The sequence below is a fragment of the Dactylosporangium maewongense genome (genome assembly GCF_039531485.1).
GTDB lineage: Bacteria > Actinomycetota > Actinomycetes > Mycobacteriales > Micromonosporaceae > Dactylosporangium > Dactylosporangium maewongense.
The window spans coordinates 316,334-342,196 of record NZ_BAAAQD010000004.1 but is presented as its reverse complement, the minus strand read 5'-3'; the positions used below and the strand labels follow the sequence as shown (position 1 = coordinate 342,196).

General features: G+C 71.1%; 27 protein-coding genes. 8 read left to right on the top strand and 19 right to left on the bottom strand.

The window, feature by feature from the left end; translation table 11 throughout:
* Positions 1-8: 8 nt before the first annotated feature.
* Positions 9-2,729 carry a DEAD/DEAH box helicase gene (locus ABD332_RS13560; RefSeq protein ID WP_344502195.1) on the bottom strand — a complete coding sequence of 907 codons (2,721 nt, stop codon included), beginning with the start codon at positions 2,727-2,729 and terminating at the stop codon, positions 9-11.
* A 21-nt stretch (positions 2,730-2,750) separates the two neighbouring features.
* On the opposite strand from ABD332_RS13560, the gene ABD332_RS13555 reads away from it, so the two are divergent.
* Positions 2,751-3,491 (top strand): HAD family hydrolase, encoded by a 741-nt coding sequence (locus ABD332_RS13555; protein ID WP_344502194.1) that lies wholly within the window; start codon positions 2,751-2,753, stop codon positions 3,489-3,491.
* A 114-nt stretch (positions 3,492-3,605) separates the two neighbouring features.
* The gene (locus ABD332_RS13550) at positions 3,606-3,980 is read left to right on the top strand and encodes an Hsp20 family protein (protein ID WP_344502193.1); all 375 of its coding nucleotides are present in this window, start codon (positions 3,606-3,608) and stop codon (positions 3,978-3,980) included.
* On the opposite strand, the gene ABD332_RS13545 is transcribed toward ABD332_RS13550, so the two are convergent.
* The 6 genes from ABD332_RS13545 to ABD332_RS13520 all read right to left on the bottom strand — a co-directional run bounded on the left by ABD332_RS13545 (position 3,977) and on the right by ABD332_RS13520 (position 9,204).
* Positions 3,977-4,855 (bottom strand): diacylglycerol kinase, encoded by an 879-nt coding sequence (locus ABD332_RS13545; protein ID WP_344502192.1) that lies wholly within the window; start codon positions 4,853-4,855, stop codon positions 3,977-3,979. The two genes, ABD332_RS13550 and ABD332_RS13545, sit on opposite strands and share 4 nt — an antisense overlap.
* A 636-nt stretch (positions 4,856-5,491) precedes the next feature.
* On the bottom strand, positions 5,492-6,394 hold the full coding sequence (tatC, locus tag ABD332_RS13540) for a twin-arginine translocase subunit TatC (protein WP_344502191.1): 903 nt from the start codon (positions 6,392-6,394) through the stop codon (positions 5,492-5,494).
* 83 nt (positions 6,395-6,477) lie between these two features.
* Positions 6,478-6,744, bottom strand: coding sequence for a Sec-independent protein translocase subunit TatA (gene tatA, locus ABD332_RS13535; RefSeq protein ID WP_344502190.1), 267 nt, complete (start codon positions 6,742-6,744; stop codon positions 6,478-6,480).
* A 196-nt stretch (positions 6,745-6,940) separates the two neighbouring features.
* Positions 6,941-7,225, bottom strand: a complete 285-nt coding sequence (locus ABD332_RS13530) for a hypothetical protein (protein WP_344502189.1) — start codon at positions 7,223-7,225, stop codon at positions 6,941-6,943.
* 21 nt (positions 7,226-7,246) lie between these two features.
* Positions 7,247-8,212 carry a helix-turn-helix transcriptional regulator gene (locus ABD332_RS13525; protein ID WP_344502188.1) on the bottom strand — a complete coding sequence of 322 codons (966 nt, stop codon included), beginning with the start codon at positions 8,210-8,212 and terminating at the stop codon, positions 7,247-7,249.
* A complete protein-coding gene (locus ABD332_RS13520; RefSeq protein WP_344502187.1) occupies positions 8,209-9,204 on the bottom strand; it encodes a helix-turn-helix transcriptional regulator in 996 nt (331 codons plus the stop codon). Before ABD332_RS13520 ends, ABD332_RS13525 begins: the two co-directional genes overlap by 4 nt.
* Before the next feature lie 105 nt (positions 9,205-9,309).
* Here ABD332_RS13520 and ABD332_RS13515 point away from each other — a divergent pair, with 105 nt between their 5' ends.
* Positions 9,310-10,425 carry a DUF3866 family protein gene (locus tag ABD332_RS13515; RefSeq protein ID WP_344502186.1) on the top strand — a complete coding sequence of 372 codons (1,116 nt, stop codon included), beginning with the start codon at positions 9,310-9,312 and terminating at the stop codon, positions 10,423-10,425.
* On the opposite strand, the gene ABD332_RS13510 is transcribed toward ABD332_RS13515, so the two are convergent.
* From ABD332_RS13510 to rfbA, 5 genes are all read right to left on the bottom strand, one after another.
* The gene (locus ABD332_RS13510; protein ID WP_344502185.1) at positions 10,393-11,058 is read right to left on the bottom strand and encodes a hypothetical protein; all 666 of its coding nucleotides are present in this window, start codon (positions 11,056-11,058) and stop codon (positions 10,393-10,395) included. The two genes, ABD332_RS13515 and ABD332_RS13510, sit on opposite strands and share 33 nt — an antisense overlap.
* The gene (locus ABD332_RS13505) at positions 11,055-11,282 is read right to left on the bottom strand and encodes a hypothetical protein (RefSeq protein ID WP_344502184.1); all 228 of its coding nucleotides are present in this window, start codon (positions 11,280-11,282) and stop codon (positions 11,055-11,057) included. The genes ABD332_RS13510 and ABD332_RS13505 overlap by 4 nt, the downstream gene beginning before the upstream one ends.
* Before the next feature lie 25 nt (positions 11,283-11,307).
* On the bottom strand, positions 11,308-12,666 hold the full coding sequence (gene pafA / locus ABD332_RS13500) for a Pup--protein ligase (RefSeq protein ID WP_344502183.1): 1,359 nt from the start codon (positions 12,664-12,666) through the stop codon (positions 11,308-11,310).
* A gap of 35 nt (positions 12,667-12,701) precedes the next feature.
* Entirely contained in the window at positions 12,702-13,301 is a 600-nt protein-coding gene (locus ABD332_RS13495; protein WP_344502182.1) for a dTDP-4-dehydrorhamnose 3,5-epimerase family protein, read from the bottom strand.
* 64 nt (positions 13,302-13,365) lie between these two features.
* Positions 13,366-14,235 carry a glucose-1-phosphate thymidylyltransferase RfbA gene (gene rfbA / locus ABD332_RS13490; RefSeq protein WP_344502181.1) on the bottom strand — a complete coding sequence of 290 codons (870 nt, stop codon included), beginning with the start codon at positions 14,233-14,235 and terminating at the stop codon, positions 13,366-13,368.
* A 73-nt stretch (positions 14,236-14,308) separates the two neighbouring features.
* On the opposite strand from rfbA, the gene rfbB reads away from it, so the two are divergent.
* Genes rfbB through ABD332_RS13470 form a run of 4 tightly spaced genes read left to right on the top strand, consistent with a single transcriptional unit; the run spans position 14,309 to position 17,262 of the window.
* On the top strand, positions 14,309-15,286 hold the full coding sequence (gene rfbB, locus ABD332_RS13485; RefSeq protein WP_344502180.1) for a dTDP-glucose 4,6-dehydratase: 978 nt from the start codon (positions 14,309-14,311) through the stop codon (positions 15,284-15,286).
* Positions 15,283-16,167 carry a dTDP-4-dehydrorhamnose reductase gene (rfbD, locus tag ABD332_RS13480; RefSeq protein WP_344502179.1) on the top strand — a complete coding sequence of 295 codons (885 nt, stop codon included), beginning with the start codon at positions 15,283-15,285 and terminating at the stop codon, positions 16,165-16,167. Before rfbB ends, rfbD begins: the two co-directional genes overlap by 4 nt.
* Positions 16,164-16,574 (top strand): DUF2304 domain-containing protein, encoded by a 411-nt coding sequence (locus ABD332_RS13475; protein ID WP_344502178.1) that lies wholly within the window; start codon positions 16,164-16,166, stop codon positions 16,572-16,574. The genes rfbD and ABD332_RS13475 overlap by 4 nt, the downstream gene beginning before the upstream one ends.
* Complete coding sequence (locus ABD332_RS13470) at positions 16,561-17,262, top strand: glycosyltransferase family 2 protein (RefSeq protein WP_344502177.1); 702 nt, start codon at positions 16,561-16,563, stop codon at positions 17,260-17,262. The genes ABD332_RS13475 and ABD332_RS13470 overlap by 14 nt, the downstream gene beginning before the upstream one ends.
* A 265-nt stretch (positions 17,263-17,527) precedes the next feature.
* Here ABD332_RS13470 and ABD332_RS13465 read toward each other — a convergent pair whose 3' ends face one another.
* The 6 genes from ABD332_RS13465 to dop all read right to left on the bottom strand — a co-directional run bounded on the left by ABD332_RS13465 (position 17,528) and on the right by dop (position 21,933).
* Positions 17,528-17,848, bottom strand: coding sequence for a hypothetical protein (locus tag ABD332_RS13465; RefSeq protein ID WP_344502176.1), 321 nt, complete (start codon positions 17,846-17,848; stop codon positions 17,528-17,530).
* On the bottom strand, positions 17,845-18,120 hold the full coding sequence (locus tag ABD332_RS13460) for a hypothetical protein (protein WP_344502175.1): 276 nt from the start codon (positions 18,118-18,120) through the stop codon (positions 17,845-17,847). Before ABD332_RS13460 ends, ABD332_RS13465 begins: the two co-directional genes overlap by 4 nt.
* A gap of 208 nt (positions 18,121-18,328) precedes the next feature.
* Positions 18,329-19,159 carry a proteasome subunit alpha gene (gene prcA, locus ABD332_RS13455; protein WP_344502174.1) on the bottom strand — a complete coding sequence of 277 codons (831 nt, stop codon included), beginning with the start codon at positions 19,157-19,159 and terminating at the stop codon, positions 18,329-18,331.
* A gap of 58 nt (positions 19,160-19,217) precedes the next feature.
* A complete protein-coding gene (gene prcB / locus ABD332_RS13450; protein WP_344502173.1) occupies positions 19,218-20,057 on the bottom strand; it encodes a proteasome subunit beta in 840 nt (279 codons plus the stop codon).
* 97 nt (positions 20,058-20,154) lie between these two features.
* Positions 20,155-20,370: a ubiquitin-like protein Pup gene (locus ABD332_RS13445; protein ID WP_033362892.1), complete on the bottom strand. Its 216-nt coding sequence runs from the start codon at positions 20,368-20,370 to the stop codon at positions 20,155-20,157.
* Positions 20,371-20,415: 45 nt separating this feature from the next.
* The gene (dop, locus tag ABD332_RS13440) at positions 20,416-21,933 is read right to left on the bottom strand and encodes a depupylase/deamidase Dop (RefSeq protein ID WP_344502171.1); all 1,518 of its coding nucleotides are present in this window, start codon (positions 21,931-21,933) and stop codon (positions 20,416-20,418) included.
* A gap of 107 nt (positions 21,934-22,040) precedes the next feature.
* Between dop and ABD332_RS13435 the strand changes: the two genes are divergently transcribed.
* Positions 22,041-23,330 carry a condensation domain-containing protein gene (locus ABD332_RS13435; RefSeq protein WP_344502170.1) on the top strand — a complete coding sequence of 430 codons (1,290 nt, stop codon included), beginning with the start codon at positions 22,041-22,043 and terminating at the stop codon, positions 23,328-23,330.
* Positions 23,331-24,093: 763 nt separating this feature from the next.
* On the opposite strand, the gene arc is transcribed toward ABD332_RS13435, so the two are convergent.
* On the bottom strand, positions 24,094-25,860 hold the full coding sequence (arc, locus tag ABD332_RS13430) for a proteasome ATPase (protein WP_344502168.1): 1,767 nt from the start codon (positions 25,858-25,860) through the stop codon (positions 24,094-24,096).
* Positions 25,861-25,863: the final 3 nt, after the last annotated feature.

The window sequence follows — 25,863 nt, the reverse complement described above, 5'->3', positions numbered from 1 at the left end:
GTGGGTGACTACGCGATGACGCTGTATGCGAGAACTCCTCGCGTCATGGCGGCCATCGCCTGCCTGGCGGTGCGCCGCACGGCGTCCGAGGCGCCCGGCGCTTCGGCGAGCTGGCCGAGCAGGTCGAGCACCTGGCGGGACCAGCGCACGAAGTCGCCCGCCGGCATGTCGCCCTCCAGTCCGTGCACGCTGCCGAGCACCTTCGTGAGGCTCTCGCCGCGGGCCCACCGGTACACCGGCCAGACGAAGCCGAGATCCAGCTCCCGGGTGAGCTGAAGACCCCGCGAGTCCTCGTCCTCGCGCAGCTCCGACCACAGCTTCAGGGTGGCGTCGATGGCCTCGGAGACGTCGCCGCGCGGGATGGAGGCGCGGTCGTCGGACTCGCGGCGGGCCTCGTACACCAGGACGCTGGCGGCGGCGGCGAGGTCGGCGGCGCCGAGCCTGTCCCAGACGCCGGTGCGCAGGCACTCGGCGACGAGCAGGTCGGTCTCGGACCAGATCCGGGCGAGCATCCGGCCGGCGTCGGTGACGGTGCCGGCGGCGGAGAGGTATTCGCGGTCGGTGAGCAGGCCACAGACACGGTCGAACGTGCGGGCGAGGGAGCCGGTGCGGTTGGCGACCTTGCCGCGCAGCGCCTCGGTGTCGCGCTCCAGGCGCCAGCGCCGCTCGGCCCAGCGGGCGTGCTCCTCCCGCTCCGGGCACTGGTGGCACGGGTGCCGGCGCATCGAGGCGCGCAGCTGGTCGAGCTCGTGGTCGTCGACGGCGGACGGGTTGCGGGACCGCCGCCCGCGGGGAGCCGGCTCCAGCGAGAGGCGGCGCAGCTGCGCGGCGAGGTCCCGGCGGTCCTGGGCCGAGCGGTAGTTGAACTGCTTCGGGACCCTGACCCGGCCGAGGGACTCGACGGCCGAAGTGAAGTCGGCGCCGGAGATCCGGCCGGCCCAGCGGTCCTCGGTGAGCACGAGCGGCCGGGGCTCGCCGAAACCACGCCCGCCGACGCCCGGGTCGATGATGATCGCGAGGCCCGCGCGGCGGCCGGTGGGCACCCGGACGACGTCGCCGGGGCGCAGCCGCTCCAGGGACTCCAGGGCGGCGGCGCGGCGCTGCTGGGCGCCCTGACGGGCGATCGCCCGCTCCCGGTCGGCGATCGCGACCCGGTAGCCGAAGTACTCGTCGAAGTCGCCGAGGTGGCAGGCGGTCTCCGCGCCGTACGTGGCGATCGAGTCGACGTTGCGCTGCACCTGCCGGGCCAGCCCGACCACCGAGCGGTCCGCCTGGAACTGGGCGAACGAGCTCTCGAGCAGCTCGCGGGCGGCGGCGATGCCGACGCTGCCGACGAGGTTCACGGCCATGTTGTACGACGGCCGGAAGCTGGACTTCAGCGGATACGTCCGGGTGGACGCCAGCCCCGCCACGTGCCGCGGGTCGAGCTCCGGCGCCCACACGACGACGGCGTGGCCCTCCACGTCGATCCCGCGGCGCCCGGCGCGGCCGGTCAGCTGCGTGTACTCCCCCGGCGTCAGGTCGACGTGCGCCTCGCCGTTGTACTTGACCAGCCGCTCCAGGACCACGCACCGGGCGGGCATGTTGATGCCCAGCGCCAGGGTCTCCGTGGCGAAGACGGCCTTGACGAGGCCGCGGACGAACAGCTCCTCGACGACCTCCTTGAACGCGGGCAGCATCCCGGCGTGGTGCGCGGCGAGGCCCCGCTCGAGGCCGTCGAGCCACTCCCAGTACCCGAGGACCTGCAGGTCCTCGCTCGGGATGTGCTTGGTGCGCGACTCGACGATGGTCCGGATCTCGACCCGCTCGTCGGGCGCGGTGAGCCGCAGCCCGGCGGCGAGGCACTGCTGGACGGCGGCGTCGCAGCCGGCGCGGCTGAAGATGAACAGGATCGCCGGCAGCAGGCCCTCACGGTCCAGGCGCTCGACGATCTCGGGCCGGTAGGGGCCCTTGCGCCGGCCGCCCCGCTGGCCCGCCGTCATCTCGACCCGGCGGAGCATCTCCCGGTGGTACCGCAGCAGCTCCGGATGCACGTCGTGCTTCTGCGCGGCCTCGGCGTCGTGGAAGAGGTCGAACATCCGCCGCTCGATGAGCATGTGCTGCCACAGCGGCACGGGCCGGTGCTCGCTCACCACGACCGTGGTCTCGCCCCGCACGGTGACGAGCCAGTCGGCGAACTCCTCCGCGTTGGACACGGTCGCCGACAGCGAGACGAGGGTCACCGAGTCGGGCAGGTGGATGATCACCTCTTCCCACACGGCGCCGCGGAACCGGTCGGCGAGGTAGTGCACCTCGTCCATGACGACGTAGGAGAGGCCTTCGAGGGTCGCCGAGCCCGCGTACAGCATGTTGCGCAGGACCTCGGTGGTCATCACGACGACCGGGGCGTCACCGTTGATCGCGTTGTCGCCGGTGAGCAGGCCGACGCGCTCGGCGCCGTACCGCTGCACGAGGTCGTTGTACTTCTGGTTCGACAGCGCCTTGATCGGCGTCGTGTAGAAGCACTTGCGCCCCTGCCGCAGCGCCAGGTGGACGGCGAACTCCCCGACGACGGTCTTGCCGGCACCGGTCGGCGCGCACACCAGCACGCCCGTGCCGCGCTCCAGCGCGTCACAGGCCTCGGCCTGGAAGTCGTCGAGGGTGAAGTCCAGCTCATCGACGAACTCGGTCAGGGCAGGACGCTGAGCCCGCCTTTGCGCCGCTTCGTACCGCTCGGCGGGGGTGTTCATGACCCCAAGGCTAGGCGAAAGATGCCCGGATCCGCTCATGGGTATCGTGCTGGCGTGCCGGAAAGCGCTGAACCACCAAGTACATGGCGGCCCGTCGAGGCCGTGCTCCTGGACTTCCACGGGACGATCGCGCAGGTGGAGGACCCCGTCAGGTGGGTGACGGCGGCGGCTTCGAGCCTCGGCACCACCCTGGACCGTGGGAAGGCCACGGTCCTCGCCGACCGGCTGATGACGGCCGGGCGGGCCGGCGGGCCGAAGCCGCACCGCGTGCCGGCGCACCTCGCCGAGGTGTGGGCCGACCGGGACCTGTCCGTCGCCGCGCACCGGGCCGCATACGAAGGGCTGGCCGCGACCGTCGACGCCGACCTCGCCCAGGCCCTCTACGACCGGCTGCTCATCGCCGACGGCTGGCAGCTGTACGCCGACACCGTCCCGACCCTCCAGGCGCTGCGGGCGCGTGGCGTGCCGGTCGCGGTCGTCTCCAACATCGGTTTCGACCTGCGCGACCTGGCCGGCCAGCTGGGCTTCGCCGACCTGGTCGACGAGTTCGTCCTCTCGTACGAGGTGGGCCGCTGCAAACCGGACCCCGCCATCTTCTGGAAGGCCTGCGCGGCGCTGCGCACCGACCCGGAGCGGACCCTGATGGTGGGCGACTCGCCCGCCGACGCCGGCGCCGCCGCGGCGGGCTGCAGCGTCCTCGTCATCCCGGAGAGTGACCCGGGCAAAGTTCACGGCCTGGGCGCGGTGCTGCGCCTGCTTTAAACCTTGCGGCCGTTGGGCACCATTGTCGCAAGACCGCCTGTGCGCTTGTCGGCTCCCGGCCAGGCGGCCACAGTGCAGGGGATACGTCGACTACCTTCCTTCCGGAGGATCATCATGCCGTTAGGCCGTTGGAACCCGTCAGAAGCTCTTGCCCGCATCGAGTCCGAGGTCGACCACGCCGCTTCGCGCGCCCACTCCGCCTCCGTCTCCACCACGACCGAGGGCGACGACCTCGTCATCACCGTCGACGGCGTCGACCCGAGCAACGTCGACGTCCAGGTCTCCGGCGGCCGCCTCACCATCAAGGGCGGCGGCGGCACGAGCACCTCGTCGCACCACGAGGAGGGCGGCGCGACGTTCTCGTCGAGCTCGTCCAGCTCCAGCTCGTTCAGCCGCAGCTTCTCGCTGCCCGACGGCGTGACCGAGTCGGACGTCTCCACCACCCCGTCCGCGAACGGCGTCACCGTCCGCATCCACAACGCCGCCTAGACGATCAGCCGCAAGGCACCGGGCACGCACTCGACCGTGACGGGGAGTGGGCAGATCCGCTCCCCGTCGGCGTACGCCGTGACCCCCTCGGCGGCCAGCTCGATCCTGCGCGCCCGGAACGTCCTGACCCGCGGGTCGTGCACGTGCGTCCCCTTGAACACCTTGGGCCGCAGGCGCATCAGCGTCGCCCTGCCGAGCGGCTCGGCGACGACCACGTCCAGCAGCCCGTCGGTGGGGTCGGCTCCGGGCACGATCCGGAAGCCACCGCCGTAACTCTCGGTGTTGCCGATCGCGACCAGCACCGAGTCGAAGACGCTCTCCTCGTCGTCGATCCGCATGGTGTACGACCTGCTGCGCAACGCCAGCAACTCCTCGACGATCGCCAGGTTGTACCGCTGGGGACCACGCGGCCAGCGCATGCGGTTGGCCCGCTCGTTGACGAACGCGTCGAACCCGGCCGCCATGACCGCCCCGAACCACGCCGTGGTCCCGTCGGCCCCCTCGACCCGCGCGAGGTCCACGCTCCTCGTGGTCGTGCCGGCCGCGATCGCCTCGGCCGCCCGCAGCGTGTCCCCCGGCAGCCCGAGCCGGACCGCGAAGTCGTTGCCGGTCCCGGCGGGCACGATCCCGAACGGCGCCCCCGTCGCGGCCACCGCCTGCAGCCCGAGGTGCACCGTGCCGTCCCCGCCCATCGCGACCACGGCCCGGCCGCTCAGGACGGCCGCCTTGCCCTGCTCCACCATGCCGTCCCGACTGGTCGCGGTGACCACGTCGACCGCGTGCCCACCGGCCTTGAGCCGCGCCACGACCTCAGGCAGCAGTCCGGCCCGCCGCCCTTTACCGGCGGTCGGATTGGCGAGCAACGCGATGTCCATCGCACGGATGCTAGGCGGTGACTCCCCCACCGCTGACGCGGCGGGGCCCGGCGGGGATTCTCACCCGCACCCCAATGCGCCGCTCCGCGGCGCACTGCCCGCGCTGAGGCGCGTGGCAGGGCAAGCGGCGCGTGCGCGCCGCATCCGGTGGTCGCTCACCGTCCGGGCCGGACGGTGAGCGCGGCGACTGGCCACTCGCGTCGTCTCCTCAGCAGGTTTCCAACTCGGCAGTGGACAGCCAGAAACGGCCGCGCCTGCACTCCAGGCACGCATGCCGCAAGTCGACCCCGGCGGCCTCAGGCAGCAGTCCGGCCCGCCGCCCTTCACCGGCGGTCGGATTGGCGAGCGGCCCGATGTCCACGCGAGGATGCCAGGGCCTTCCCCGCCCACCGGGACCACACCGGGGCTGCGCCCGCGGCGTGCGCGCCGTGCCGGAGCCCATGGCCGGCCGAACCAGGCACCGGCCGAACCAATGGGCACACCGGACCGGAGGCCGGCCGAAGCACACGCCGACCGGAGCTGGGGCCGGCGCTTCTCGTGATCCGGAAGACTTCGTGCACCGGGTCCCCGGCGCGGACAGCACGACGCCCGCCGGCTGATGCGCGGCGGGCGTCGGGGCTGAGCGGGTGGGGTGGGTCAGGTGATGTCGTCGTACCGGCTGTCGAGGGACCTCGGACGCTCGACCGGCGTCGGGCCGTCCACCGGGGTGGGTGCCTCGATCGGGTCGTAGCCGCCGACTGAGGTGGCCGCGGCGACCGGCTCCGGCGCGAGGTCGTCGATCGAGGAGATCTCGTCGTCGTCGACGTCGGCGTAGATGGACTGGTTGCGGCCCTTGCGCTTGTCGTTGATCAAGGCGACGCCGACCGCGCCGAAGTACAGCAACGACATGGCCAGTGCCAGGCCCGACATGGTGAACGGGTCGGGGGTCGGCGTGGCGACGGCGGCGAAGGCGAAGAAGATGAACACCACGGCGCGCCACCAGCCCAGCAGCTTGCGGCCACTGAGGATGCCGGCGAAGTTGAGCATCATCGCGATCAGCGGGAACTCGAACGCGACGCCGAAGACCAGCATGCCGGTGGTGATGAAGTCGACATAGCGGGTGATGTCCAGCGAGGTGTGGACGATGTCCTCGCTCGGCAGCAGGTACTCCAGGCCGTGGCCGAGAGCGAACCAGGCGAGGAACGCGCCGAGCGCGAAGAGCGGGGTCGCGATCGAGATGAAGATGTACGCGTACTTGCGCTCGTGGCGGTGCAGGCCCGGCGCGATGAACGCCCACAGCTGATACATCCACCAGGGAGCGGTGATGAGCAGGCCGAGCCAGAGGCCGACCTTCAACTGCAGGAGGAAGAAGTCGGCCACGCCCAGCTGGACGAAGTCACACCCCCGGCCGCGGGAGGTCATGACGTCGCAGACCGGCTGCTTGACCAGCTTGATCGCGTTGCCGGACTGCCAGAAGCCGATGGCGAAGCCGAAGACCAGGCCGAGACAGGCTTTGAACAGGCGGTTGCGCAGCTCCCGCAGGTGCTCCATGAGGGTCATGGAGCCGTCTGCGGCGCGTTCGAACTGCGACGGTGCCCTTTCCTGGCGCCGCCTGGCGAGGATGCTCACGACGCTCGAGTGCCTCAGCGCTCGGGGACGCGGTTGACGGGGTCGACGGTCGGCGCGGGCGACGGCCGGTTGTCGTCGATCGTGCCCTGCAGCGGCGCGCGACCCGACTGGGCCTCGGCCTTGGCGTCGACGTTGTCCTCGGCGAGACCCTTGGTCTCAGCCTTGATGATCCTCAGCGATCGACCCAGCGACCGCGCCGCGTCAGGCAGACGCTTGGCGCCGAACAGAAGGATCAGCACCACCACCAACACGATGATGTGCCACGGCTTGAGTGCACCCATGTGAAGCCACCTCACTGTCTTTATGCTGCCCGACCCATCGTACTGGTCACTTCGGGTGACGGGCAGAGGCCGGGTTGCGGGAAGGGGTCCGGCCGCTGAAGTCCTGACGAGTGTTGACGCTGAACTGCCCGATCGTCAACCATCCGTCCGGACAAAGGTGCTATTTGCCCAGTTGATCCGCAAGGTTTCTTAACTGTTAGCGAGCGGCGGGGCGCTGGTCAGCGTCTTCGAGCTCGCCGCGGCGCGCCTGGATGACCAACGCCTGCTCCTGCATGGCGGCCAGGCGGGGCTGCATCGCCTCGGCGGTCTGCTGCAGGCGGGCCAGGTGGGGCTGGAGTCGCTTCTCGCCGTCGAGGAGCCGGCGCTGCAGGGACTGCGCGGTGTTACCGAACTGACGCAAGCGACCCGCCGTCGACATCACCACTGCGATGAGGACGATCAGCGCTACCAGGACGATGCCACCCGAGATCCACCAGAGCACCCACCGACCTTAAACCACCAGCTACGGCAGTGCCGGGATGGGCGCGTCGTAGGCGGCGAGCGCGGCGCGCGCCGTGGCGGCCACCGACGCGACCAGCTCCGGCGGCGACACGACCGACACCTCGGCGCCCAGCCCGAGCACCATCCGCCGGGCCCAGTCCAGGTCGGAGGCGCGCAGCGAGACCGTCCAGTGCTCCCCCGGACCCCGCACGACCTCCTCGCACGGGTACTGCTCGGTGATCCACCGCGCGCCCCGGCCCACCCGCAGCGTGATGAGCGGCAGGTCGGACGTGGGCCGGAAGAGGGTGCCGGTGCGCGTGTCGGTCGGCTGCGCCTGCACCGGCACGCGGGCGGGCTCGTCCAGCTCGGCGGAGGCGTCGATCCGGTCGACCCGGAAGAGCCGCACCGCCTGGGCGCGGCGGCACCACGCCTCCAGGTAGGCCCAGCGGCCGACGACGAGGACCCGCATCGGGTCGACGACGCGCTCGGTCGTCTCGTCGCGGGTCGCGGTGTAGTACGTGATCCGCAGCGCGTGCCGGCGGTCGACGGCGCCGCGCAGCTCCTCGAGGCGGTCGGCGTTGCCGGGGAGACGGACTGCCACGGCCGCGTCGGCGAGGTCGCCGGCCGCGTGCTCGATCTTCGCCAGGGCCCGGTGGACGCCGTCCCGCTCGCCGACGCCGGGGGTCTCGGCGAGCATGCGGAGCGCGACGATGAGCGCGAGGGCCTCGTCCGGCGTGAGGCGCAGCGGGCGGTCGATGCCGGCGTCGTACATGACGGTGACGCCGTCGCCGATGAACGCCATGTCGATCAGGTCACCGGGACCGTAGCCCGGCAGGCCGCACAGCCACAGCAGCTCGAGGTCCTCGCGCAGCTGGCGCTCGGTGATGTCGTGGTCGGCGGCCGCCTCGGCGAGGGTGATCCCCGGCCGGGCCTGCAGGTAGGGCACCAGGTTGAGCAGCCGGCCGAGCCGGTCGACGGACGTGGTCATACCGCAACCTCCGCGCGGGCCTCGGAAGGTGCGCCAGCGACGATCTCCTTGAGGCGCTTGACGACCTCGTCGCGCAGCGGCGGCGGGTCGAGCACCACGACGTCGGCGCCATACCCGACCAGCCAGCCGGCGAAGAAGTCGATGTCGGCGTAGCGCAGCGTGAGCCGGTCGCCCTCGGGTGTGGCCACGCACGACTCCGCCCAGCGGCGCACGCCCGCCGCGCGGCCGGGCCGCACGAGGACCGTCGCCGGGCTGGTGCGCTCGACCGGGCCGCTCGTCTTCGCGACGTAGGCGATCAGGTCGACCTTCGGCGGCTCGTAGGCGCCGCGCCGGCCCACCCTCCGGACGCCGGAGACGATCCGGGACAGCCGGAAGCACCGCTCAGCCCCGCGCTCCAGGTCGTGGCCGACGACATACCACCGGCCGCGCCAGCAGACGACGCCCCACGGCTGCAGCTTGCGGGCGCGGGCGGTGTCGCGCTCGGGCACGTGGTAGTCGAACGTGACCGCCTGCCGGTCGCGGACGGCGGCGGTGAGCGGCTCGAAGGCCGGGTCGACGGTGACGACCGCCTCGACGCCGAGGGTGGCGTGCGGGTCGACGTCGATGCCGCCGGCGCGCAGCTTCGCGAGGCCGGATGACGCGGCGGCGGCGAGGCCGGTCTGCTGCCACAGCCGCGCGGCGATGCCGACGGCCGCCGCCTCGTCGGGCTCCAGGGGGATGTCGGGCAGCGCATACTCGCGACGGGCGATGCGGTAGCCGGGCTCGTTGTCCCACACGGAGGGCGTGCCGATCTCCAGGGGCACGCCGAGCTCGCGCAGCTCGGCCTTGTCCCGCTCGAACTTGCGCTGGAACGCCTCGTGGTCGCGCTCGTCCTCCGGGTCGTGCTCGTAACCGGGCACGATGGAGGCGATCTGACCGGCGGTCAGGAAGCGGCGTGTCGAGAGCAGGCAGATCACCAGATTGACCAGGCGCTCGGTTCGGGTCCGCGACACGCCAGCGAACCTACCAGCCCGAACGCCCGTGCGGCGTCGCCCGTGCGGTGACGGTTCGTTACGTCACGACGCGGTCACGGCGCGCAGACACGGTAGGTTGTCCCGATGATCCGCTGGCGCTGGGGGACGGTCGTCGCGCCCCGTACATCGTGGCACGGCAGCGTCGAGGTGGAGGTGGCCCTCGAGGCGCGCCGGCCGGACGACCCGGAGCGGGTCCGGGCGCTCGCCTACCCGGCCCTGGTGGGCACGCCGCAGGTCGGTGACCGGGTGCTGCTGAACGTCAACGCGCTCGCCCTGAGTCTCGGCACCGGCGGGTACGCCCTGGTCGTCGCGATCCCGGACCGCCTGCCCGACGACGTGGACGCCCCCGGCCACGTGGTCAAGGCGCGCTACACGCCGCTGCAGGCGGTCGTCCTGGCCGCCGACGAGGAGGCCTCGCCGCTTCGCGACGCGCTGGCCAACAATTCCGACATTTCCGGAATGCCGGTGGTGATCGCAGACCTGCACTCCGCGCTCCCCGCCATCCTCGCCGGCGTCCACGCCGACCGGCCTTCGGCGAAGGTCGCGTACGTGATGACCGACGGCGGCGCGCTGCCCGCCTGGTTCTCCCGCACCGTCGACGCCCTGCGCCCGCTGCTCGCCGGCACGGTCACCACCGGCCAGGCGTTCGGCGGCGACCTGGAGTCGACCAACGTGCACAGCGGCCTGCTCGCCGCCCGCCACGGTCTCGGCGCCGACCTGGCCATCGTCACGCAGGGCCCCGGCAACCTGGGCACCGGCACGTCGTGGGGCTTCTCCGGGGTCGCCGCGGGCGAGGCCGTCAACGCGGTCGCGGCGCTGAGCGGCCGGCCGGTCGCCGCGCCCCGCATCTCCGGCGCGGACCCCCGACCCCGGCACCGCGGGGTGTCGCACCACAGCCTGACCGCGTTCGGGCGGGTCGCGCTCGCGCCGGCCGACCTCGTCGTGCCGTCGGACCTGGAGGCCGACCTCGCGCTGGTCGTACACGAGCAGCTGCGGCCGCTGTGTCCGCCGCACCGCATCGTCACGCCCGTGGCCGAGGACCTGGAGCCCGCCCTGCTGGCGCTGCCGGTGCGGCTGTCGACGATGGGTCGCCGGTACGAGGAGGACCGCGCCTACTTCCTCGCCGCGGCGGCGGCCGGACGGGCGGCGGCAGCCCAGAGCCTGCCGTCAGGCCTTGGCGAGGGCGGCGTTGGCGACTGACTGCAGCTGGCTCAGGTGGTTGGCCTCCGGGGCCGCGGCGACCACCAGGTAGACCGCGACGATCGCCTTGCCGCGGCGGGCGAGCAGCGTCTTGGACCTGTCGCTGAGTGCGGCCTCGCCGACACCGCCGACGGCCTCGAGGGACTTGATCGTCGTCCAGAGCTTCTGCGACTGGGCAGCGTCGGGGAACGTGAGCGCGACGATCGTGACCTGGTCGCCGCCACCGTTGCCGAAGGGGCACATCCGGGCCTGGGCGTTGAGGCCGAGGCTCTGCACGGCCTGGCCGTACTGCGCGACGGCGGCGGCGCCGTCACCGGCGCTCGCCTGCACGGACAGCCCGGTCGACTTCTGCACCTGGGCGGGGGTGATCAGGCCCTGGCAGCCGTCGGAGACGACCACCGGGGGCAGCGACGGGGACGGCAGCGGCAGCGCGGACGCCTCGCCGCCGGACGTCGGGACGGCGGGCAGCGGAGTGCGGCGCTCGCCGTCGTCCGTGCAGCCGGCCAGCAGAATGCAGATCGCCCCGGCCGCGAGCAGCCGCTTCACGGCGCCGCCTCCGCTGCGCTCCGGCGCCACCGCGACCGAACCCTGCAACCCCGGCTCGCGGCCCGAGACGCTCCGCTGGCCGCTCACGAGTACACCACCAGGGCGGCCATGACGGCGATGATGAGCACCAGGGTGAGCGCCAGGACCCAGGTCGGGATGGCCGGGCCGTCGGTCCGGTTGCGCTCGATCTCCTCGCGGATGCGCTGCAGCCGGCGACCGTGACGGTTGGACCGCGGCTTGTCCGGGTTTTCGCTCGCCTTCGGCTTCGGGTCCTCGGAAGGGGCGGGCTGACCGGCGGGGTTGTCATCCATAGCGCCGGCCAGCCTAACCCAACGTTCACATACTGGCGATCAGTCGGTCGACGCGCTCGTCGTAGGCCCGGAACGGGTCCTTGCACAGCACGGTGCGCTGCGCCTGGTCGTTGAGCTTCAGGTGGACCCAGTCGACGGTGAAGTCGCGGCGGCGCTCCTGCGCGTGCCGGATGAACTCACCCCGCAGGCGGGCCCGCGTGGTCTGCGGCGGGGTCTCCTTCGCCTCGAAGATGTCCAGGTCGCTGGAGACGCGGTCGACCTTCCCGCGGCGCTCGAGCAGGCCGTAGAGGCCCCGTCCGCGGCGCAGGTCGTGATACGCCAGATCCATCTGCGCGACCCGCGGGTGCGACAGCGGCAGGTCGTGCTTGGTCTGGTAGCGCTCGATCAGGCCGAGCTTGGTCACCCAGTCGATCTCGCGCTCGACACTCTTGAGGTTGCCGGTCTCGACCGCGTTGAGCACCCGCCCCCACAGCTCCATGACCCGCTTGGTCGGCGCGTCGGCGCCGCGCCGGTCGAGGAACTCGGTGGCCTTGTCGAAGTACTCCTGCTGGATCTCCAGCGCGCTGACCTCCTTGCCGCTGGCGAGGCGGACCCGGCGGCGGCCGGTGATGTCGTGGGACACCTCCCGGATGGCGCGGATCGGGTTCTCCAGCGAGAGGTCGCGCATGGCGACGCCGGCCTCGATCATCCGCAGCACGATGTCGGCGGTGCCGACCTTGAGCAGCGTGGTGACCTCGTTCATGTTCGAGTCGCCGACGATGACGTGCAGCCGCCGGTAGCGCTCGGCGTCGGCGTGCGGCTCGTCGCGGGTGTTGATGATCGGGCGGGACCGGGTGGTCGCCGAGGAGACGCCCTCCCAGATGTGCTCGGCGCGCTGCGACAGGCAGTACACGGCGCCGCGCGGGGTCTGCAGCACCTTGCCGGCGCCGCAGATGAGCTGGCGGGTGACCAGGAACGGGATCAGGATGTCGGCGAGACGTCCGAACTCGCCGTGCCGGCTGACCAGGTAGTTCTCGTGGCAGCCATACGAGTTGCCGGCGGAGTCGGTGTTGTTCTTGAACAGGTAGATCTCGCCCGCGATCCCCTCGTCGTGCAGCCGACGCTCGGCGTCGACCAGCAGGCCTTCGAGGATCCGCTCGCCGGCCCGGTCGTGGGTGACCAGGTCGGGCACCGAGTCGCACTCGGGCGTCGCGTATTCCGGGTGGGAGCCGACATCCAGGTAGAGGCGCGCGCCGTTGCGCAGGAACACGTTGCTGGAACGGCCCCACGACACGACGCGCCGGAACAGATAGCGGGCGACCTCGTCAGGCGACAGGCGGCGCTGTCCCCGATAGGTGCACGTGACCCCGTATTCGGTCTCAAGGCCGAAAATTCGCCGGTCCATGTAGGAACATTAGCCGCCTGAGCGCCGTTGTGACCCTATTGCGCCCGCAGACTTTGTGTATACGCCTCGCAGGTGACGAAGTCCGGCAGCCGTCCCTCGGCCCGCATCTGCGCGAACGACGGCGCCACGGCGTCCCTGGCGGACAGCTGCGGCTCGTCGACGGGCCAGACGATGCCGAGATCCGGGTCGAGCGGGTGGATGCCGTGCTCCCCCGTCGGGTTGTAGGTCTCCGAGCACAGGTAGGTGATCGTCGCGTCGTCGGTGAGCGCGCAGAACCCGTGCCCCAGACCCTCGCTCAGGTAGAGCGCGCGGCGGTCGACGTCGTCGAGCTGCACGCCCTCCCACCGGCCGAATGTCGGGGATCCGACCCGGATGTCGACGACGACGTCCAGCACGGCGCCCCTGGTGCAGGTGACGTACTTGGCCTGTCCGGGCGGCACGTCGGCGAAGTGGATACCGCGCACGACCCCCCGCCCGGAGACCGACACGTTGCCCTGCGCCAGCCGCAACGGGTGGCCGACCTCGGCACTGAGCTGCTCGAACCGGTAGAACTCCAGGAACAACCCACGGGGATCGCCGTGCAGCACCGGGGTGATCTCCCAGGCACCGGCGATCGAAAGCTGACGGAACTTCACGTGTGCGGCCCCACCCGTCGCAGTGTCGTTGGCTGGCTCGGTCGGCTCATTGTGCGGGCGGCGGTCAGGCTTCCCAATCGAGCAAATGGATCAGGTAATCGCCGTAGCCACTCTTGCGCAACGGCTCCGCCAATGCCCGCAGCTGTGCGTCATCGATGAAGCCCGCTCGCCAGACGACCTCTTCGACGCAGCCGATTTTCAGGCCCTGCCGCTCCTCGATCACCCGGACGAACTCGGCGGCCTGGACCATCGTGTTGAACGTACCCGTATCCAGCCACGCCGTGCCGCGATCCAGGATTGCCACGTGCAATTCGTCGCGTTCGAGGTACGCGGCGTTGACCGCGGTGATCTCCAGCTCGCCGCGGTCGCTGGGCTTGAGCTCCCGGGCGATCTGCACCACCCGGTTGTCGTAAAAGTACAGACCAGGCACCGCGTACCGCGACTTCGGGCGTGCTGGCTTCTCCTCGATCGACAGCACCTTGCCGTCGGCGTCGAACTCCACGACGCCGTAGTCCTGCGGGTTGGCCACCGGGTAGGCGAACACCCGCCCGCCCTTGAGCTCGGCGTTGTCGGCGAGGCGCTGGCCCAGCAGCGCGCCGTGGAAGATGTTGTCGCCGAGCACCAGCGCGACGGTGTCGTCGCCGATGAAGTCGGCGCCGATGATGAACGCCTGGGCGAGCCCCTCGGGGCGCGGTTGCGCCGCGTAACTGATCTCGAGGCCCCACTGGGTGCCGTCGCCGAGCAGTCGCTGGAACTGATCCTGGTCTTCGGGGGTGGTGATGACGAGGATCTCGCGGACCCCGGCCATCACCAACGTGGTCAGCGGGTAGTAGATCATCGGTTTGTCGAAGACGGGCATGAGCTGCTTCGACACCGCTTTTGTCAGCGGCCAGAGGCGGGAGCCGGTGCCACCGGCGAGGATAATGCCACGCACCCGGCCACCTTACGGGTAGTCGACACCCTCGGTCGACTCAGCGTCCAGGTGGGTGCACTAGACTCCCGATCCCGTGAGAATCCTCGTCACCGGCGGTGCCGGGTTCATCGGCTCCCACTACGTCCGCACCCTCCTCGGAGGCGGTTACCCGGCCTATGCCGGCGCGGCCGTGACCGTGCTCGACAAGCTCACCTATTCCGGCAATCGGGACAATCTGGCATCCGTGGCCGGTTCGTTCGACTTTGTCGAGGGTGACATCTGCGACGCCGACCTGGTGGAGCAGCTCATGCCCGGCCACGACGCCGTCGTGCACTTCGCCGCGGAGTCGCACGTCGACCGGTCGATCCTCGGCGCCGGGCCGTTCGTGACCACCAACGTCATCGGCACCCAGGTCCTGCTCGACGCGGCGCGCCGCGCGGGTGTCGGCCGCTTCCTGCACGTCTCGACCGACGAGGTGTACGGGTCGATCGACGAGGGCTCGTGGACGGAGGAGTGGCCGCTGCAGCCGAACTCGCCGTACTCGGCCTCGAAGGCGGGCTCGGACCTGCTGGTGCTCGCCTACCACCGCACCCACGGGATGGAGGTCGTGGTCACCCGCTGCTCCAACAACTACGGCCATTACCAGTTCCCCGAAAAGGTCATCCCTCTTTTCGTCACCAACCTCATCGACGGCCGGCAGGTCCCGCTGTACGGTGACGGCGGCAACATCCGCGACTGGCTGCACGTCTCCGACCACTGCGCCGGCATCCAGCTCGCGCTGGAGAAGGGCCGCGCCGGCGAGGTGTACAACATCGGCGGCGGGCGCGAACTGACCAACAAGGAGCTGACCGAGGTGCTCCTCGAGGCGACCGGCCGCGACTGGTCCGCGGTGCGTCCCGTCGAGGACCGCAAGGGCCACGACCGGCGCTACTCGCTGAGCCACGAGAAGATCAGCAACGAGCTGGGCTACGAGCCGGCCGTCACGTTCGAGGACGGCATCGCGGCGACGGTGGCCTGGTACAAGGAGAACCGCTCCTGGTGGGAGCCCCTGAAGACGCGCGCGGCGCTGTGACCCGTTACCTGGTCACCGGCGCCGGCGGGATGCTCGGCCAGGACCTCCTGGCGGCGCTGGACGGCCGGGCGGTGACCGCGTTGAAGCGCGCCGACCTGGACATCACCGACCCGCACGCGGTCCACGCCCTGGTCGACGGCCACGACGTGGTGTTCAACGCGGCGGCGTGGACCGACGTGGACGGCGCGGAGAGCGCCTACGAGTCCGCGCTCGCCGTCAACGGCACGGGCGTGACGGTGCTCGCTCAGGCGTGCCGCGCCTACGGTGCGCGGCTCGTGCACGTCTCGACCGACTACGTGTTCAACGGCGCCGGGACGTCGCCGTACGCCGAGGACGCGCCGACCGAGCCGCTGAACGCCTACGGGCACAGCAAGCTCTTCGGCGAGACCAGCGTGCTGACCACGCTGCCCGACTCCGGGTACGTGGTGCGCACCGCCTGGCTCTACGGCGCGCAGGGCCGCAACTTCGTCAAGACGATGCTGCGCCTCGCCGCCACCCGCGACTTCCTGGACGTGGTCGACGACCAGGTCGGCCAGCCGACCTGGTCGCGGGACCTGGCGGTCCGGCTCGTCGAGCTCGCCGACTCCGCCGCCCCCGCCGGGATCTACCACGGCACGGCCTCGGGGCAGACCACGTGGCACGGGCTGGCGCAGGCGGTGTTCGAGCTGTGCGGGCTCGACCCCGCGCGGGTCCGGCGGACGACCAGCGCGGCCTACGTGACGCCGGCCGCGCGGCCCTCGTACAGCGTCCTCGGCCACGACCGGTGGGCCGTCGCGGGGATGGCGCCGATGCGGGACTGGCATAGCATGCTGGCCGAGGCGCTGCGCGAGCCCGCGTTCGCGGCGGGCGTGGGTGCCGTCGGCAGTGGGGGTGCGGCGTGAAGCTCATCATCGTCACGGGCGTGACCGCCCTGGCGGTCCTCGCCTTCATGGTCGAGCTGCTGCGGCGGCGCCAGCTGCAGGAGAAGTACGCGATCCTCTGGCTGGCCGTCAGCATCGTGATCCTGCCGATGGCGTTCTTCCCGCCCATCATCAACAACGTGGCCGAGGCGCTCGGCATCAAGTCCGGGGTGAGCCTCGTGCTCTTCCTCGGCATCGTGTTCCTGCTCATGGTCACGGTGCACCTCAGCTGGGAGGTGAGCCGCCTGGAGGAGGAGACCCGGACCCTGGCCGAGGACCTGGCCCTGCTGCGCAGCGAGCTCGGCCGCCCCCGCGAATCGTCCGCCGTGCCGGCCCCCCTGTCCCCGTCCTCGGACCTTCCCGCTGGGGCCTCTGATGATCAACGGTAAGAAGGTCCTGATCATCGTCCCGGCCTGGAACGAGGCCGGCTCCATCGCCGACGTCGTCGCCGAGGTCCGCGGCGAGCTGCCCGGCGTCGACATCATCGTGGTCGACGACGGCTCCTCCGACGACACCGCCGTGCGGGCCGCCTCGGCCGGCGCGATCGTGGCCCGGCTGCCGTTCAACCTGGGCGTCGGCGGGGCGATGCGCACCGGCTACCGGTATGCCCGCGACCACGGCTACGACGTCGCCATCCAGGTCGACGCCGACGGGCAGCACGACCCGCGGTACATCCCGAAGCTCGTCGACGCGCTCGACGAGCACGACCTGGTCATCGGCGCCCGGTTCGCGGGCGAGGGCGGCTACAGCGTCACCGGCCCGCGCAAGTGGGCGATGCGGATGCTCTCGGCGGTGCTGTCCCGGCTGGCCCGCACGAAGCTCAGCGACACCACGTCCGGGCACCGGGCCTGCAACCGCAAGCTGATCGAGTTCTTCGCCCACTGGTACCCGGCGGAGTACCTGGGCGACACGATCGAGGTCCTCGTCCGGGTCGCCCGCTCCGGCTACCGGATCACCCAGATCCCGGTGGCGATGCGCCCCCGGATGGCGGGCACCCCGAGCGCCTCGCCGATGAAGTCCACGATCTACCTGGGCCGCGCGGGCATCGTGCTGCTCCTGGCCCTGATCCGCACCTGACGTCGCCGCGTCCCGGCCGCCTGGCTCTGCAGTCTCTTCAGGCGGCCGGCTCGCCCGCTGCCGGGTTTCCCCGCCGCAGGCCTGCTGCCGTTCCTGCCGCAGGGTGCATTGCCGCCTGGTGTACCGCGGCCGGCTCCATCACTGTCGGCCGTGCTGCCGGCGGGTGTACCGCCACCGGGTTCTCCGCGGCTGCCGAGGTTCCGCGGCCGGCGGGGTTCCGCCGCAGGCGGGGTTCCGCAGCCGGCGGTTGCCGCCGCAGGCGGGCTTACGCGGCCGGGCGCAGCTGGGTCAGGGCGCGCAGTGCGTCGGTGAGCGAGATCGGCCGGTCGTTGACCTCGGTGGCCAGGCACCATTCGACGTACTGCCGCATCAACGTCGACGGCTTCACGCCCTTGCTCTTCGCCACCGCGGCCAGGCGCTGCGCCACGTCCGACGGCAGGCGCATCGAGTAGACGGCCATGACCTCCGCGTCCGGCTTCGGTGGCAGCGCCGGCGTCGGCGCCCCCCGGTCGAACGTGAACTCCCCTGCCGCGACCGCCGCCACCATGGCGTCCATCTGCTGCTCGCTGAGCGGATCGGTGCTCATGCTGCGCTCGCCTCCCACTTCTCGAACTCGGCGAGCTCGTCAGGGGTCATGTCCCGCGCTCCGAGAATCCCCCAGCTGAACTGGCCTTCCTGCTTCACCACGACGATCAGCGCCCGGCCCGCCTCGGTCCGCGCCCAGATGCTGAGCGCCGGAATCCCCAACGCGAAGCCCGGCAGCGGCCGCCGCCGGTCGGCGTTCAGCGCCTCCAGCACCTCGACGTCGGTGATCCCGACCAGCGCCGCCAGCGTCGCCGGCCACCAGCGGTACGGCATGCCTCCAATGTACGACGCCCGTCAGACTTCCGTCCACGCCCCCACCCGTGGCGTCTCCGGCCGCCAGTTGATCGAATCGCGGATCCGGTCGTCCACGTAGCCGGATCCGCTACTCGATCAAGAACGCCGGTGCGGCATGTGCCCGGAACGACAACGCGCGAGCCTCCCGGAGGAGGCTCGCGCGGTGGTACGGCTGGACGTCGGCCGGTCAAGAGGTGGGCTTGTCCGTCTCCGTCTCCGTCTCCGGGGCGGGGCCGCTGGCGTTGTCGGCGGGGGTGCTCGGGGAGGCCGGCGGCTGTGGCTTGTCCTCCAGGCCCTCCTCGACCGACTCGGCCTTCGCCGGGTCGTCCAGGATGGCGGTGAGGGCGAGGCCCGTCAGCCGGCGGAACGTGCGGCCCGGGCGGTGCCGGTCCAAAACGGCGACCTCGAGCTGGTTGGCCGCCAGCTTCCTCGGCTGGCCGCCCTCGCCGCCGACGCTGCCGAGACCCTCGACCGCGAGCTTCAGGGCCTCAGCGAGCGTCTGGTCGGGCCGCAGGCGGGTTTTCACGGCGCCGGAGATGGTGTCGGACTGGCCGCCCATGGTGACGAGGCCGGGCTCGTCCTGGACGGAGCCGTCGTACGTGATGCGGTAGAGCTCGTCGCCGTCGGCGGTGGCGCCCACCTCGGCGACGCAGATCTCGACCTCGTACGGCTTCTGCTCCTGGGTGAAGATGGCGCCGAGGGTGCGGGCGTAGGCGTTGGCGACCTGGCGCCCGGTGACGTCGCGGCGGCCGTAGGAGTAGCCGTGCAGGTCGGCGAGCCGGACGCCGGCCGAGCGCAGGTTCTCGAACTCGGGGTAGCGACCGACGGCGGCGAAGCCGATCCTGTCGTAGATCTCGCTGACCTTGTGCAGGGCGGTCGACAGGTTCTCCGCGACGAAGAGGACGCCGCCCTCGTAGCTGAGCACCACGACGCTGCGACCGCGCGCGATGCCTTTGCGCGCGTATTCCGAGCGATCCCGCATGATCTGCTCGGGCGAGGCGTAGAACTGCATGGCCACGGGGCGGGTTCTCCTTCTGACGTGGGAGCTGGCTGACGGGGGCGGGGGGACGGAGGGCTCAGACGCCCGGGTTGTCGGCGCGCTCGGCGATGACGGCCTCGGCGACCGCGCGGGTCTCCTCGTCGGTGAGCCGGTGGGTGCCCTCGACGGTGGCCGTCATGATGACCGGGAAGATGCCGCGCAGCAGGTCGGGGCCGCCGGTCGCGGTGTCGTCGTCGGCGGCGTCGTAGAGCGCCTCGACGGCGATCTTCACGGCCTCGGCGGTGGTGATGCCGGGCTTGTACCGCTTCTTCATCGACGACTTCGCGAACAGCGAACCCGAGCCGATCGAGTCGTAGCCGCGCTCCTCGTAGACGCCGCCGGCGACGTCGAAGCTGAAGATGCGCCCGGCCTTGTCGACGGACTTGGCGTCGACGTCGAACCCGGCGAACAGCGGCACCACGGCCAGGCCCTGCATCGCGGCGCCCAGGTTGTTGCGGACCATGGTGGCGAGGCGGTTGGCCTTGCCCTCCAGCGAGAGCATCGAGCTCTCGATCTTCTCGTAGTGCTCCAGCTCGACCTGGAACAGGCGCATCATCTCCAGGCCGAACCCGGCGGTGCCGGCCATGCCGACCAGCGAGTAGGCGTCGGCGGCGAAGACCTTCTCGATGTCGCGCTGGGCGATGAGGTTGCCCATCGTCGCGCGCCGGTCGCCGCCCATGAGCACACCGTCGGCACAGGTGATGGCGACGATCGTGGTCGCGTGCGCGCTCACGTCGGCGGCCATGCCGGGCGGCAGCGGCCGGCGACCCGGGAGCATCTCGGGCGCGACGGCCGACAGGAACTCGCTGAACGACGAGGTCCCCGCGGCGTGGAACGCGGCCGGCAGACGCCCAGAGTGGTCAAGACCCGTCGGCAACGGAGCTCCCTTCACAAGGATGATCGACTGTAGTTGACCAAACAATACGCCCGTCGGCCCGGATGCGTCCGGACCGACGGGGCCTTCTCAGTGACGGCTACTGGCCGCCCTTTTGCACGTATCCGCGGACGAACTCTTCGGCGTTCTCCTCGAGCACCGAGTCGATCTCGTCGAGGAGGTCGTCGACGTCCTCGCCAAGCTGCTCGACCCGCTCGGCTGTCTCAGGGTTGACCTCGGGCGCGGCGACGTCCTCTTCCTCGTCGCGCCGCGACTTACCGGATTGGGACTGCCCGCCCGTATCCCTCGTCGCCATGTCTCATCCTCCTCGGGGGACCACCAAACAACCGCTGCATCGAACTTACCCGGAAGTGATCGCTTCGAGCAGATCCTTCGCGCTCGGGCATTTGTCGAACAGTGCACCAACGTGCTTCTTGGTCCCTCGTTCGGGCTCCATCATCGGCACCCGCACCAGCGACTCCCTGCCCACGTCGAAGATGACGGAGTCCCAGCTCGCCGCAACCACCTCGGCGGGGTATTTCGCCAGGCACCGGCCGCGGAAGTAGGCCCGGGTGTCGTCCGGCGGCTCGACGATCGCGCGCTGGATCTCGTCCTCGGTGAACAGCGTCTGCATCGACCCGCGGGCGACCAGCCGGTGATAGAGGCCCTTCTCCGCGCGGACGTCGGAATACTGCAGGTCGACCAGCTGCAGCTTGTGCGAGGACCAGCCCAGCGACTCGCGCTCGCGGTAGCCCTCCAGGAGGCGGAGCTTGGCGACCCAGTCGAGCTCGCCGGCGCACAGCATCGGGTCGCGGCCGAGCCGGTCCAGCACGCTCTCCCAGCGCTCGAGCACGTCGGCGGTCTGCTCGTCGACATCGGACCCCTGCCGGGAGTCCACGTAGGCGCGGGCCCGCTCATAGAACGCCCACTGGATGTCCAGCGCGCTCAGCCGCCGGCCGTCGCGCATACGGATCAGGTGCTTCAGCGACGGGTCGTGGCTGACCGCCTTGAGCTCGGTCACCGGGTCGGCGATGCCGAGGTCGCCCGGCAGCGCCTTGTCCTCGATCATCGCCAGGATGAGCGACGTCGTGCCGACCTTGAGGTAGGTGGAGATCTCCGACAGGTTGGCGTCGCCGATGATGACGTGCAGCCGCCGGTACTTGTCGGCGTCGGAGTGCGGCTCGTCGCGGGTGTTGATGATCGGCCGCTTCAGCGTGGTCTCCAGGCCGACCTCGACCTCGAAGAAGTCGGCCCGCTGGGAGATCTGGAAGCCGGGGCCGGACCCGTCCTGCCCGATGCCGACCCGGCCCGCCCCGCACACGATCTGCCGGGTGACGAAGAACGGGGTGAGGTGCATGACGATGTCGGCGAACGGGGTCTGCCGCCGCATGAGGTAGTTCTCATGCGTGCCGTAGCTGGCGCCCTTGTTGTCGGTGTTGTTCTTGTACAGATGGATCGGCAGCGTCCCCGGGATCGTGGCCGCGCGGCGGGACGCCTCGGCCATCACCCGCTCGCCGGCCTTGTCCCACAGCACGATGTCACGCGGGTTGGTGCACTCGGGCGTGGAGTATTCGGGGTGCGCGTGGTCCACGTAGAGCCGCGCACCATTGGTCAGTATCACGTTGGCCAGGCCGAGGTCCTCGTCCGCGAGGGCCTCCGCCGGGTCGTAGAGGGCACCCGAGTAGGTGAACCCGCGTGCGTCGCGCAGCGGGGACTCCTCCTCGTAGTCCCACCGGGCCCGGCCGCCCTTCGTGAGCTCGGGTCGTGCGCCATAAGCGTTGACCACCTGGGATGACGTCACCATCGGGTTGGCTCCCGGCTGGCCGGGCACCGACACGCCGTATTCGACCTCAGTGCCCATCACGCGCCGCACACTCATGCCCACAACCCTAGTCGCAAGGTACGACAGTCTGCCTCCACCGCGGCGCGCCAGGTTTGCATGATGTCCGATTGTTGTGAAGCCGTCGCCGCCCGTAACATCCACGGATGCGAATCTTGGTCGCCTTCGAGGGTGCAGGCGCGGGTGAGGCGCCCCTGTCATGGGGGCAGCGGGACATCTGGGCGTCGATGACCAGGTTCGGCGAGCAGCTGCCGCTCGGCGGGGTGACGCCGCTGCCCCCTGGCCGGTCCGTCGAGGACGTCGCGGCCGAGCTGCGGTACCTCATGGGCCGCTACCAGGTGCTGCGCACGCGGCTGCGGTTCGCCGGCGACGGGACGCCCCGGCAGGTCGTCGCGGCCGGCGGCACCGCCACGCTGGAGATCCTGGACACCGAGGCCGACGCCGAGGCCGAAGCGGGCCGGATGCTCGACCGGTTCCGCCACGAACCCGTCGACTTCACCAGCGACTGGCCGATCCGGATGGGTGTCGTGCGCCATGCCGGCCGCCTCACCCACCTGTGCGCCGTGATCTGGCACATCGCGATGGACCGCTCCGGGGCCGCGGTGATGCTGCGGGAGGTCGCCGCGAGGGTCCAGGAGCCCGTCAGCGGCATGCAGCCCCTCGAACAGGCCGGCTGGCAGGCGTCGGACGCCGGCGCGCGGCAGAGCCGCAGCGCGCTGCGGCACTGGGAGCGGGTCCTGCGCGCGATGCCGCCGCCGTGGCCCCGCTCGTCCCGGCGGCGGGAGCGGCCCCGGCACTGGAAGGGCCGCCTGGTCTCCCCCGCGATCCCCCTCGCCACGCGGGTCCTCGCGGACCGGACCGGCGCGGACCCCTCCACCACGCTGCTCGCCGGGTTCGCGGTCGCGGTGCGCCGCTGCGCGGGCGTCGACCCGGTGCCGGTGCTGCTGGTGACCAGCAACCGCTTCCGCCCCGGGCTGGCGGACGTGGTCGCGCCGGTCGCCCAGCCTGGCCTGTGCCTCGTCGACGTCGCCGACGCCACGTTCGAGCAGGTCGTGGCGGGCGCCCAGCGAGCGGCGACGACCGCCTACAAGCACGCGTACTACGACACGGCGTCGAAGGAATCCCTGGTCGCGCGGATCGCGGCGGAGCGCGGCCCGCAGTTCCGGGTCGACTTCCACCTCAACGACCGCCGCGGCCCCGTCCCGCCGCCGGCGCGGGGCTCGCTGCGGGAGGCCGTGACCCGCCGGACCCTCGACTGGACGCCGTTCAAGGACACCCCGTCGAGCCGCCTGTTCGTGCACGCCGACGACGCCGGCCCGGCCACCGCGCTCACCTGCTACGCCGACACCCACCACCTCTCCCTGGCGGAGGCGTCCACGGTACTGACAACCCTCGAGACCGTCCTGACCGACGCCGCGCTCCAAGCCATAGGCTGACCAGCAGCCGTCTCTCGTCAGCGGCGGCGGCGCCGGTACTGACGCCCCGCTCTCTCACACGGGCGCTGCGAGCCGCCGGCTGGGCAGCGGGTTGACCACGACCTCCCAGCAGCGGAGGCGTCGCCGGTACTGACGGCCGTCCTGACCGGCGGGGTGCTGCAAGCGGCCGGCTGGGCAGTGGTTGCCCGCGGTCTCTCCGGCGGCGATGGCCGTCATCGGCGCGGACGACCCAGCAGGCCCTTCCTGACCGGCACAGCGCTGCGAGCCGCCAGCTGAGCAGCGGTCGTCCACCGGCTTTCGGCGGCGAGAGCGTCGCCGGCGCAGACGACCCCGCGGGCCGTCCAGACCGACACGGCTCTACGCGCCACCGACCGACCTGCCGTCGCCCGCGGCCACCCGGCGGCGAGGGCGTCGCTGACACGGGTAACCCCGCAGGCGTCCTGACCGGCGGGGTGCTGGGGGCGGTCGGCTGGGCGGTGGTTGTTCGCGGCCGGGACGGTCGCGTCGCGGCCTTGGCCGGACGGGGCGCGGAGGCGCCCCGGCCGGCGCCGCGGTCTGCGCAACTACACGCGGACGTGCAGGGAGGGCCGCCAAGGCCCGACCGTTGACTGCGGGAGCAACGGCCGTGCCCACGACGGACCGGAGCCATGAACTTGGCACTTGGCTCTTGGCTCTGGCTCCTGGGGCGCTGCTGGTGCGCTGCTGGGGTCATGCGAAGCGGGCGGCGCCTCTGCCGAGGTCGCCGCCCGCCGGTGTCGCGGTGTTACAGATATTGGCCGGTGTTGGTCGCGGTCTCTATGGACCGGCCGGCCTCCGCGCCCTTGCCGCCGGAGACGAGCGTGCGGATGTAGACGATCCGCTCGCCCTTCTTGCCGGAGATGCGGGCCCAGTCGTCGGGGTTGGTGGTGTTGGGAAGGTCCTCGTTCTCGCGGAACTCGTCAACGCAGGAGTCGAGCAGGTGCTGGAGGCGCATGCCCTTCTGGCCGTTGCTGAGGAAGTCCTTGATCGCCATCTTCTTGGCCCGGTCGACGATGTTCTGGATCATCGCGCCGGAGTTGAAGTCCTTGAAGTACAGGACCTCCTTGTCGCCGTTGGCGTAGGTCACCTCGAGGAACCGGTTCTCCTCGGTCTCGGAGTACATCCGCAGGACCACCGCGTCGATCATCGCCGCGACCGTCGCCTCGGGCGAGTTGTCGTGCTCGGCGATGTCGTCCTTGTGCAGCGGGACGGTGGTGAGGATGTACTTGGAGAAGATGTCCTTGGCCGCCTCGGCGTCCGGTCGCTCGATCTTGATCTTCACATCGAGCCGGCCGGGGCGCAGGATCGCCGGGTCGATCATGTCTTCCCGGTTGGACGCGCCGATGACGATGACGTTTTCCAGGCCCTCGACGCCGTCGATCTCGCTCAGCAGCTGAGGCACGATCGTGTTTTCGACGTCGGAGGAGACGCCCGAGCCACGGGTCCGGAACACCGAGTCCATCTCGTCGAAGAACACGATGACCGGGGTGCCCTCGCTCGCCTTCTCACGGGCGCGCTGGAAGATCAGCCGGATGTGCCGCTCGGTCTCGCCGACATACTTGTTGAGCAGCTCGGGACCCTTGATGTTGAGGAAGTAGCTGGTCCTGCGCTCCTCGCCGCGTCGCTCGGCGATCTTCTTCGCCAGCGAGTTGGCGACCGCCTTGGCGATCAGCGTCTTGCCACAGCCGGGAGGGCCGTAGAGCAGGACGCCTTTCGGCGGACGCAACAGGTGCTCGCGGAACAGCTCCGCGTGCAGGAACGGCAGCTCCACGGCATCGCGGATCTGCTCGATCTGCGAGAAGAGGCCGCCGATGTCGGTGTAGTCGACGTCGGGCACCTCCTCCAGCACCAGCTCCTCAACCTCGCTCTTCGGGATCCGCTCGTAGGCATACGCCGAGCGGGGCTCGATCATGAGCGAGTCGCCGGCGCGCAACGGCGCTTCGGCGAGGGTGTCGGCCAGGTGGACGATCCGCTCCTCGTCGGCGTGCGAGATGACGAGAGCGCGGTCACCACCTTCCAGGATCTCCTTCAACATGACGACCTCGCCGGCCCGCTCGAACCCGAGCGCGTCGACGATGTTCAGGGCGTCGTTGAGCAGGACCTCCTGGCCTCGGCGCAGCTCCTCGACCTCGATGGCCGGGGAAACTGCCACGCGCAGCTTGCGCCCACCGGTGAAGACGTCAACGGAACCGTCTTCGTGGCGGGCGAGGAAGACGCCGTAACCGCTCGGCGGCTGTGCCAGGCGGTCAACTTCCTCCTTCAGCGTCACGATCTGGGCGCGGGCCTCCTTGAGGGTGGCCACGAGCCGCTCGTTGTTTTCGGTCAGCCGGGCAATCTGCGCCTGCGCTGCGGCAAGCCGCTCCTCGAGCTGTCGCACGTGTCGCGGGGTTTCCGTCAGCTTGCGCCGCACCAGGGCGAGTTCCTCCTGGAGGAAAGCGACCTGCGTGGAGAGATCGTGGGCGTCCTTCTCCCATCGTGCGGCGCGCGTCTCCGCGTCGTCGCTGCGTGCCACGTC

Excerpts from the sequence above, each read along its gene's own strand:
- ABD332_RS13560 (WP_344502195.1), bottom strand. The coding sequence starts at position 2,729 with ATGAACACCCCCGCCGAGCGGTACGAAGCGGCGCAAAGGCGGGCTCAG.
- ABD332_RS13505 (WP_344502184.1), bottom strand. The coding sequence starts at position 11,282 with ATGGATGACAACCCCGCCGGTCAGCCCGCCCCTTCCGAGGACCCGAAG.
- ABD332_RS13460 (WP_344502175.1), bottom strand. The coding sequence starts at position 18,120 with ATGCCGTACCGCTGGTGGCCGGCGACGCTGGCGGCGCTGGTCGGGATC.
- ABD332_RS13545 (WP_344502192.1), bottom strand. The coding sequence starts at position 4,855 with ATGGACATCGCGTTGCTCGCCAATCCGACCGCCGGTAAAGGGCGGCGG.
- ABD332_RS13445 (WP_033362892.1), bottom strand. The coding sequence starts at position 20,370 with ATGGCGACGAGGGATACGGGCGGGCAGTCCCAATCCGGTAAGTCGCGG.
- ABD332_RS13525 (WP_344502188.1), bottom strand. The coding sequence starts at position 8,212 with ATGACCACGTCCGTCGACCGGCTCGGCCGGCTGCTCAACCTGGTGCCC.
- tatC (WP_344502191.1), bottom strand. The coding sequence starts at position 6,394 with ATGACCCTCATGGAGCACCTGCGGGAGCTGCGCAACCGCCTGTTCAAA.
- ABD332_RS13515 (WP_344502186.1), top strand. The coding sequence starts at position 9,310 with ATGATCCGCTGGCGCTGGGGGACGGTCGTCGCGCCCCGTACATCGTGG.
- ABD332_RS13550 (WP_344502193.1), top strand. The coding sequence starts at position 3,606 with ATGCCGTTAGGCCGTTGGAACCCGTCAGAAGCTCTTGCCCGCATCGAG.
- pafA (WP_344502183.1), bottom strand. The coding sequence starts at position 12,666 with ATGGACCGGCGAATTTTCGGCCTTGAGACCGAATACGGGGTCACGTGC.
- dop (WP_344502171.1), bottom strand. The coding sequence starts at position 21,933 with ATGAGTGTGCGGCGCGTGATGGGCACTGAGGTCGAATACGGCGTGTCG.
- ABD332_RS13470 (WP_344502177.1), top strand. The coding sequence starts at position 16,561 with ATGATCAACGGTAAGAAGGTCCTGATCATCGTCCCGGCCTGGAACGAG.
- tatA (WP_344502190.1), bottom strand. The coding sequence starts at position 6,744 with ATGGGTGCACTCAAGCCGTGGCACATCATCGTGTTGGTGGTGGTGCTG.
- ABD332_RS13435 (WP_344502170.1), top strand. The coding sequence starts at position 22,041 with ATGCGAATCTTGGTCGCCTTCGAGGGTGCAGGCGCGGGTGAGGCGCCC.
- ABD332_RS13555 (WP_344502194.1), top strand. The coding sequence starts at position 2,751 with ATGCCCGGATCCGCTCATGGGTATCGTGCTGGCGTGCCGGAAAGCGCT.
- ABD332_RS13465 (WP_344502176.1), bottom strand. The coding sequence starts at position 17,848 with ATGAGCACCGATCCGCTCAGCGAGCAGCAGATGGACGCCATGGTGGCG.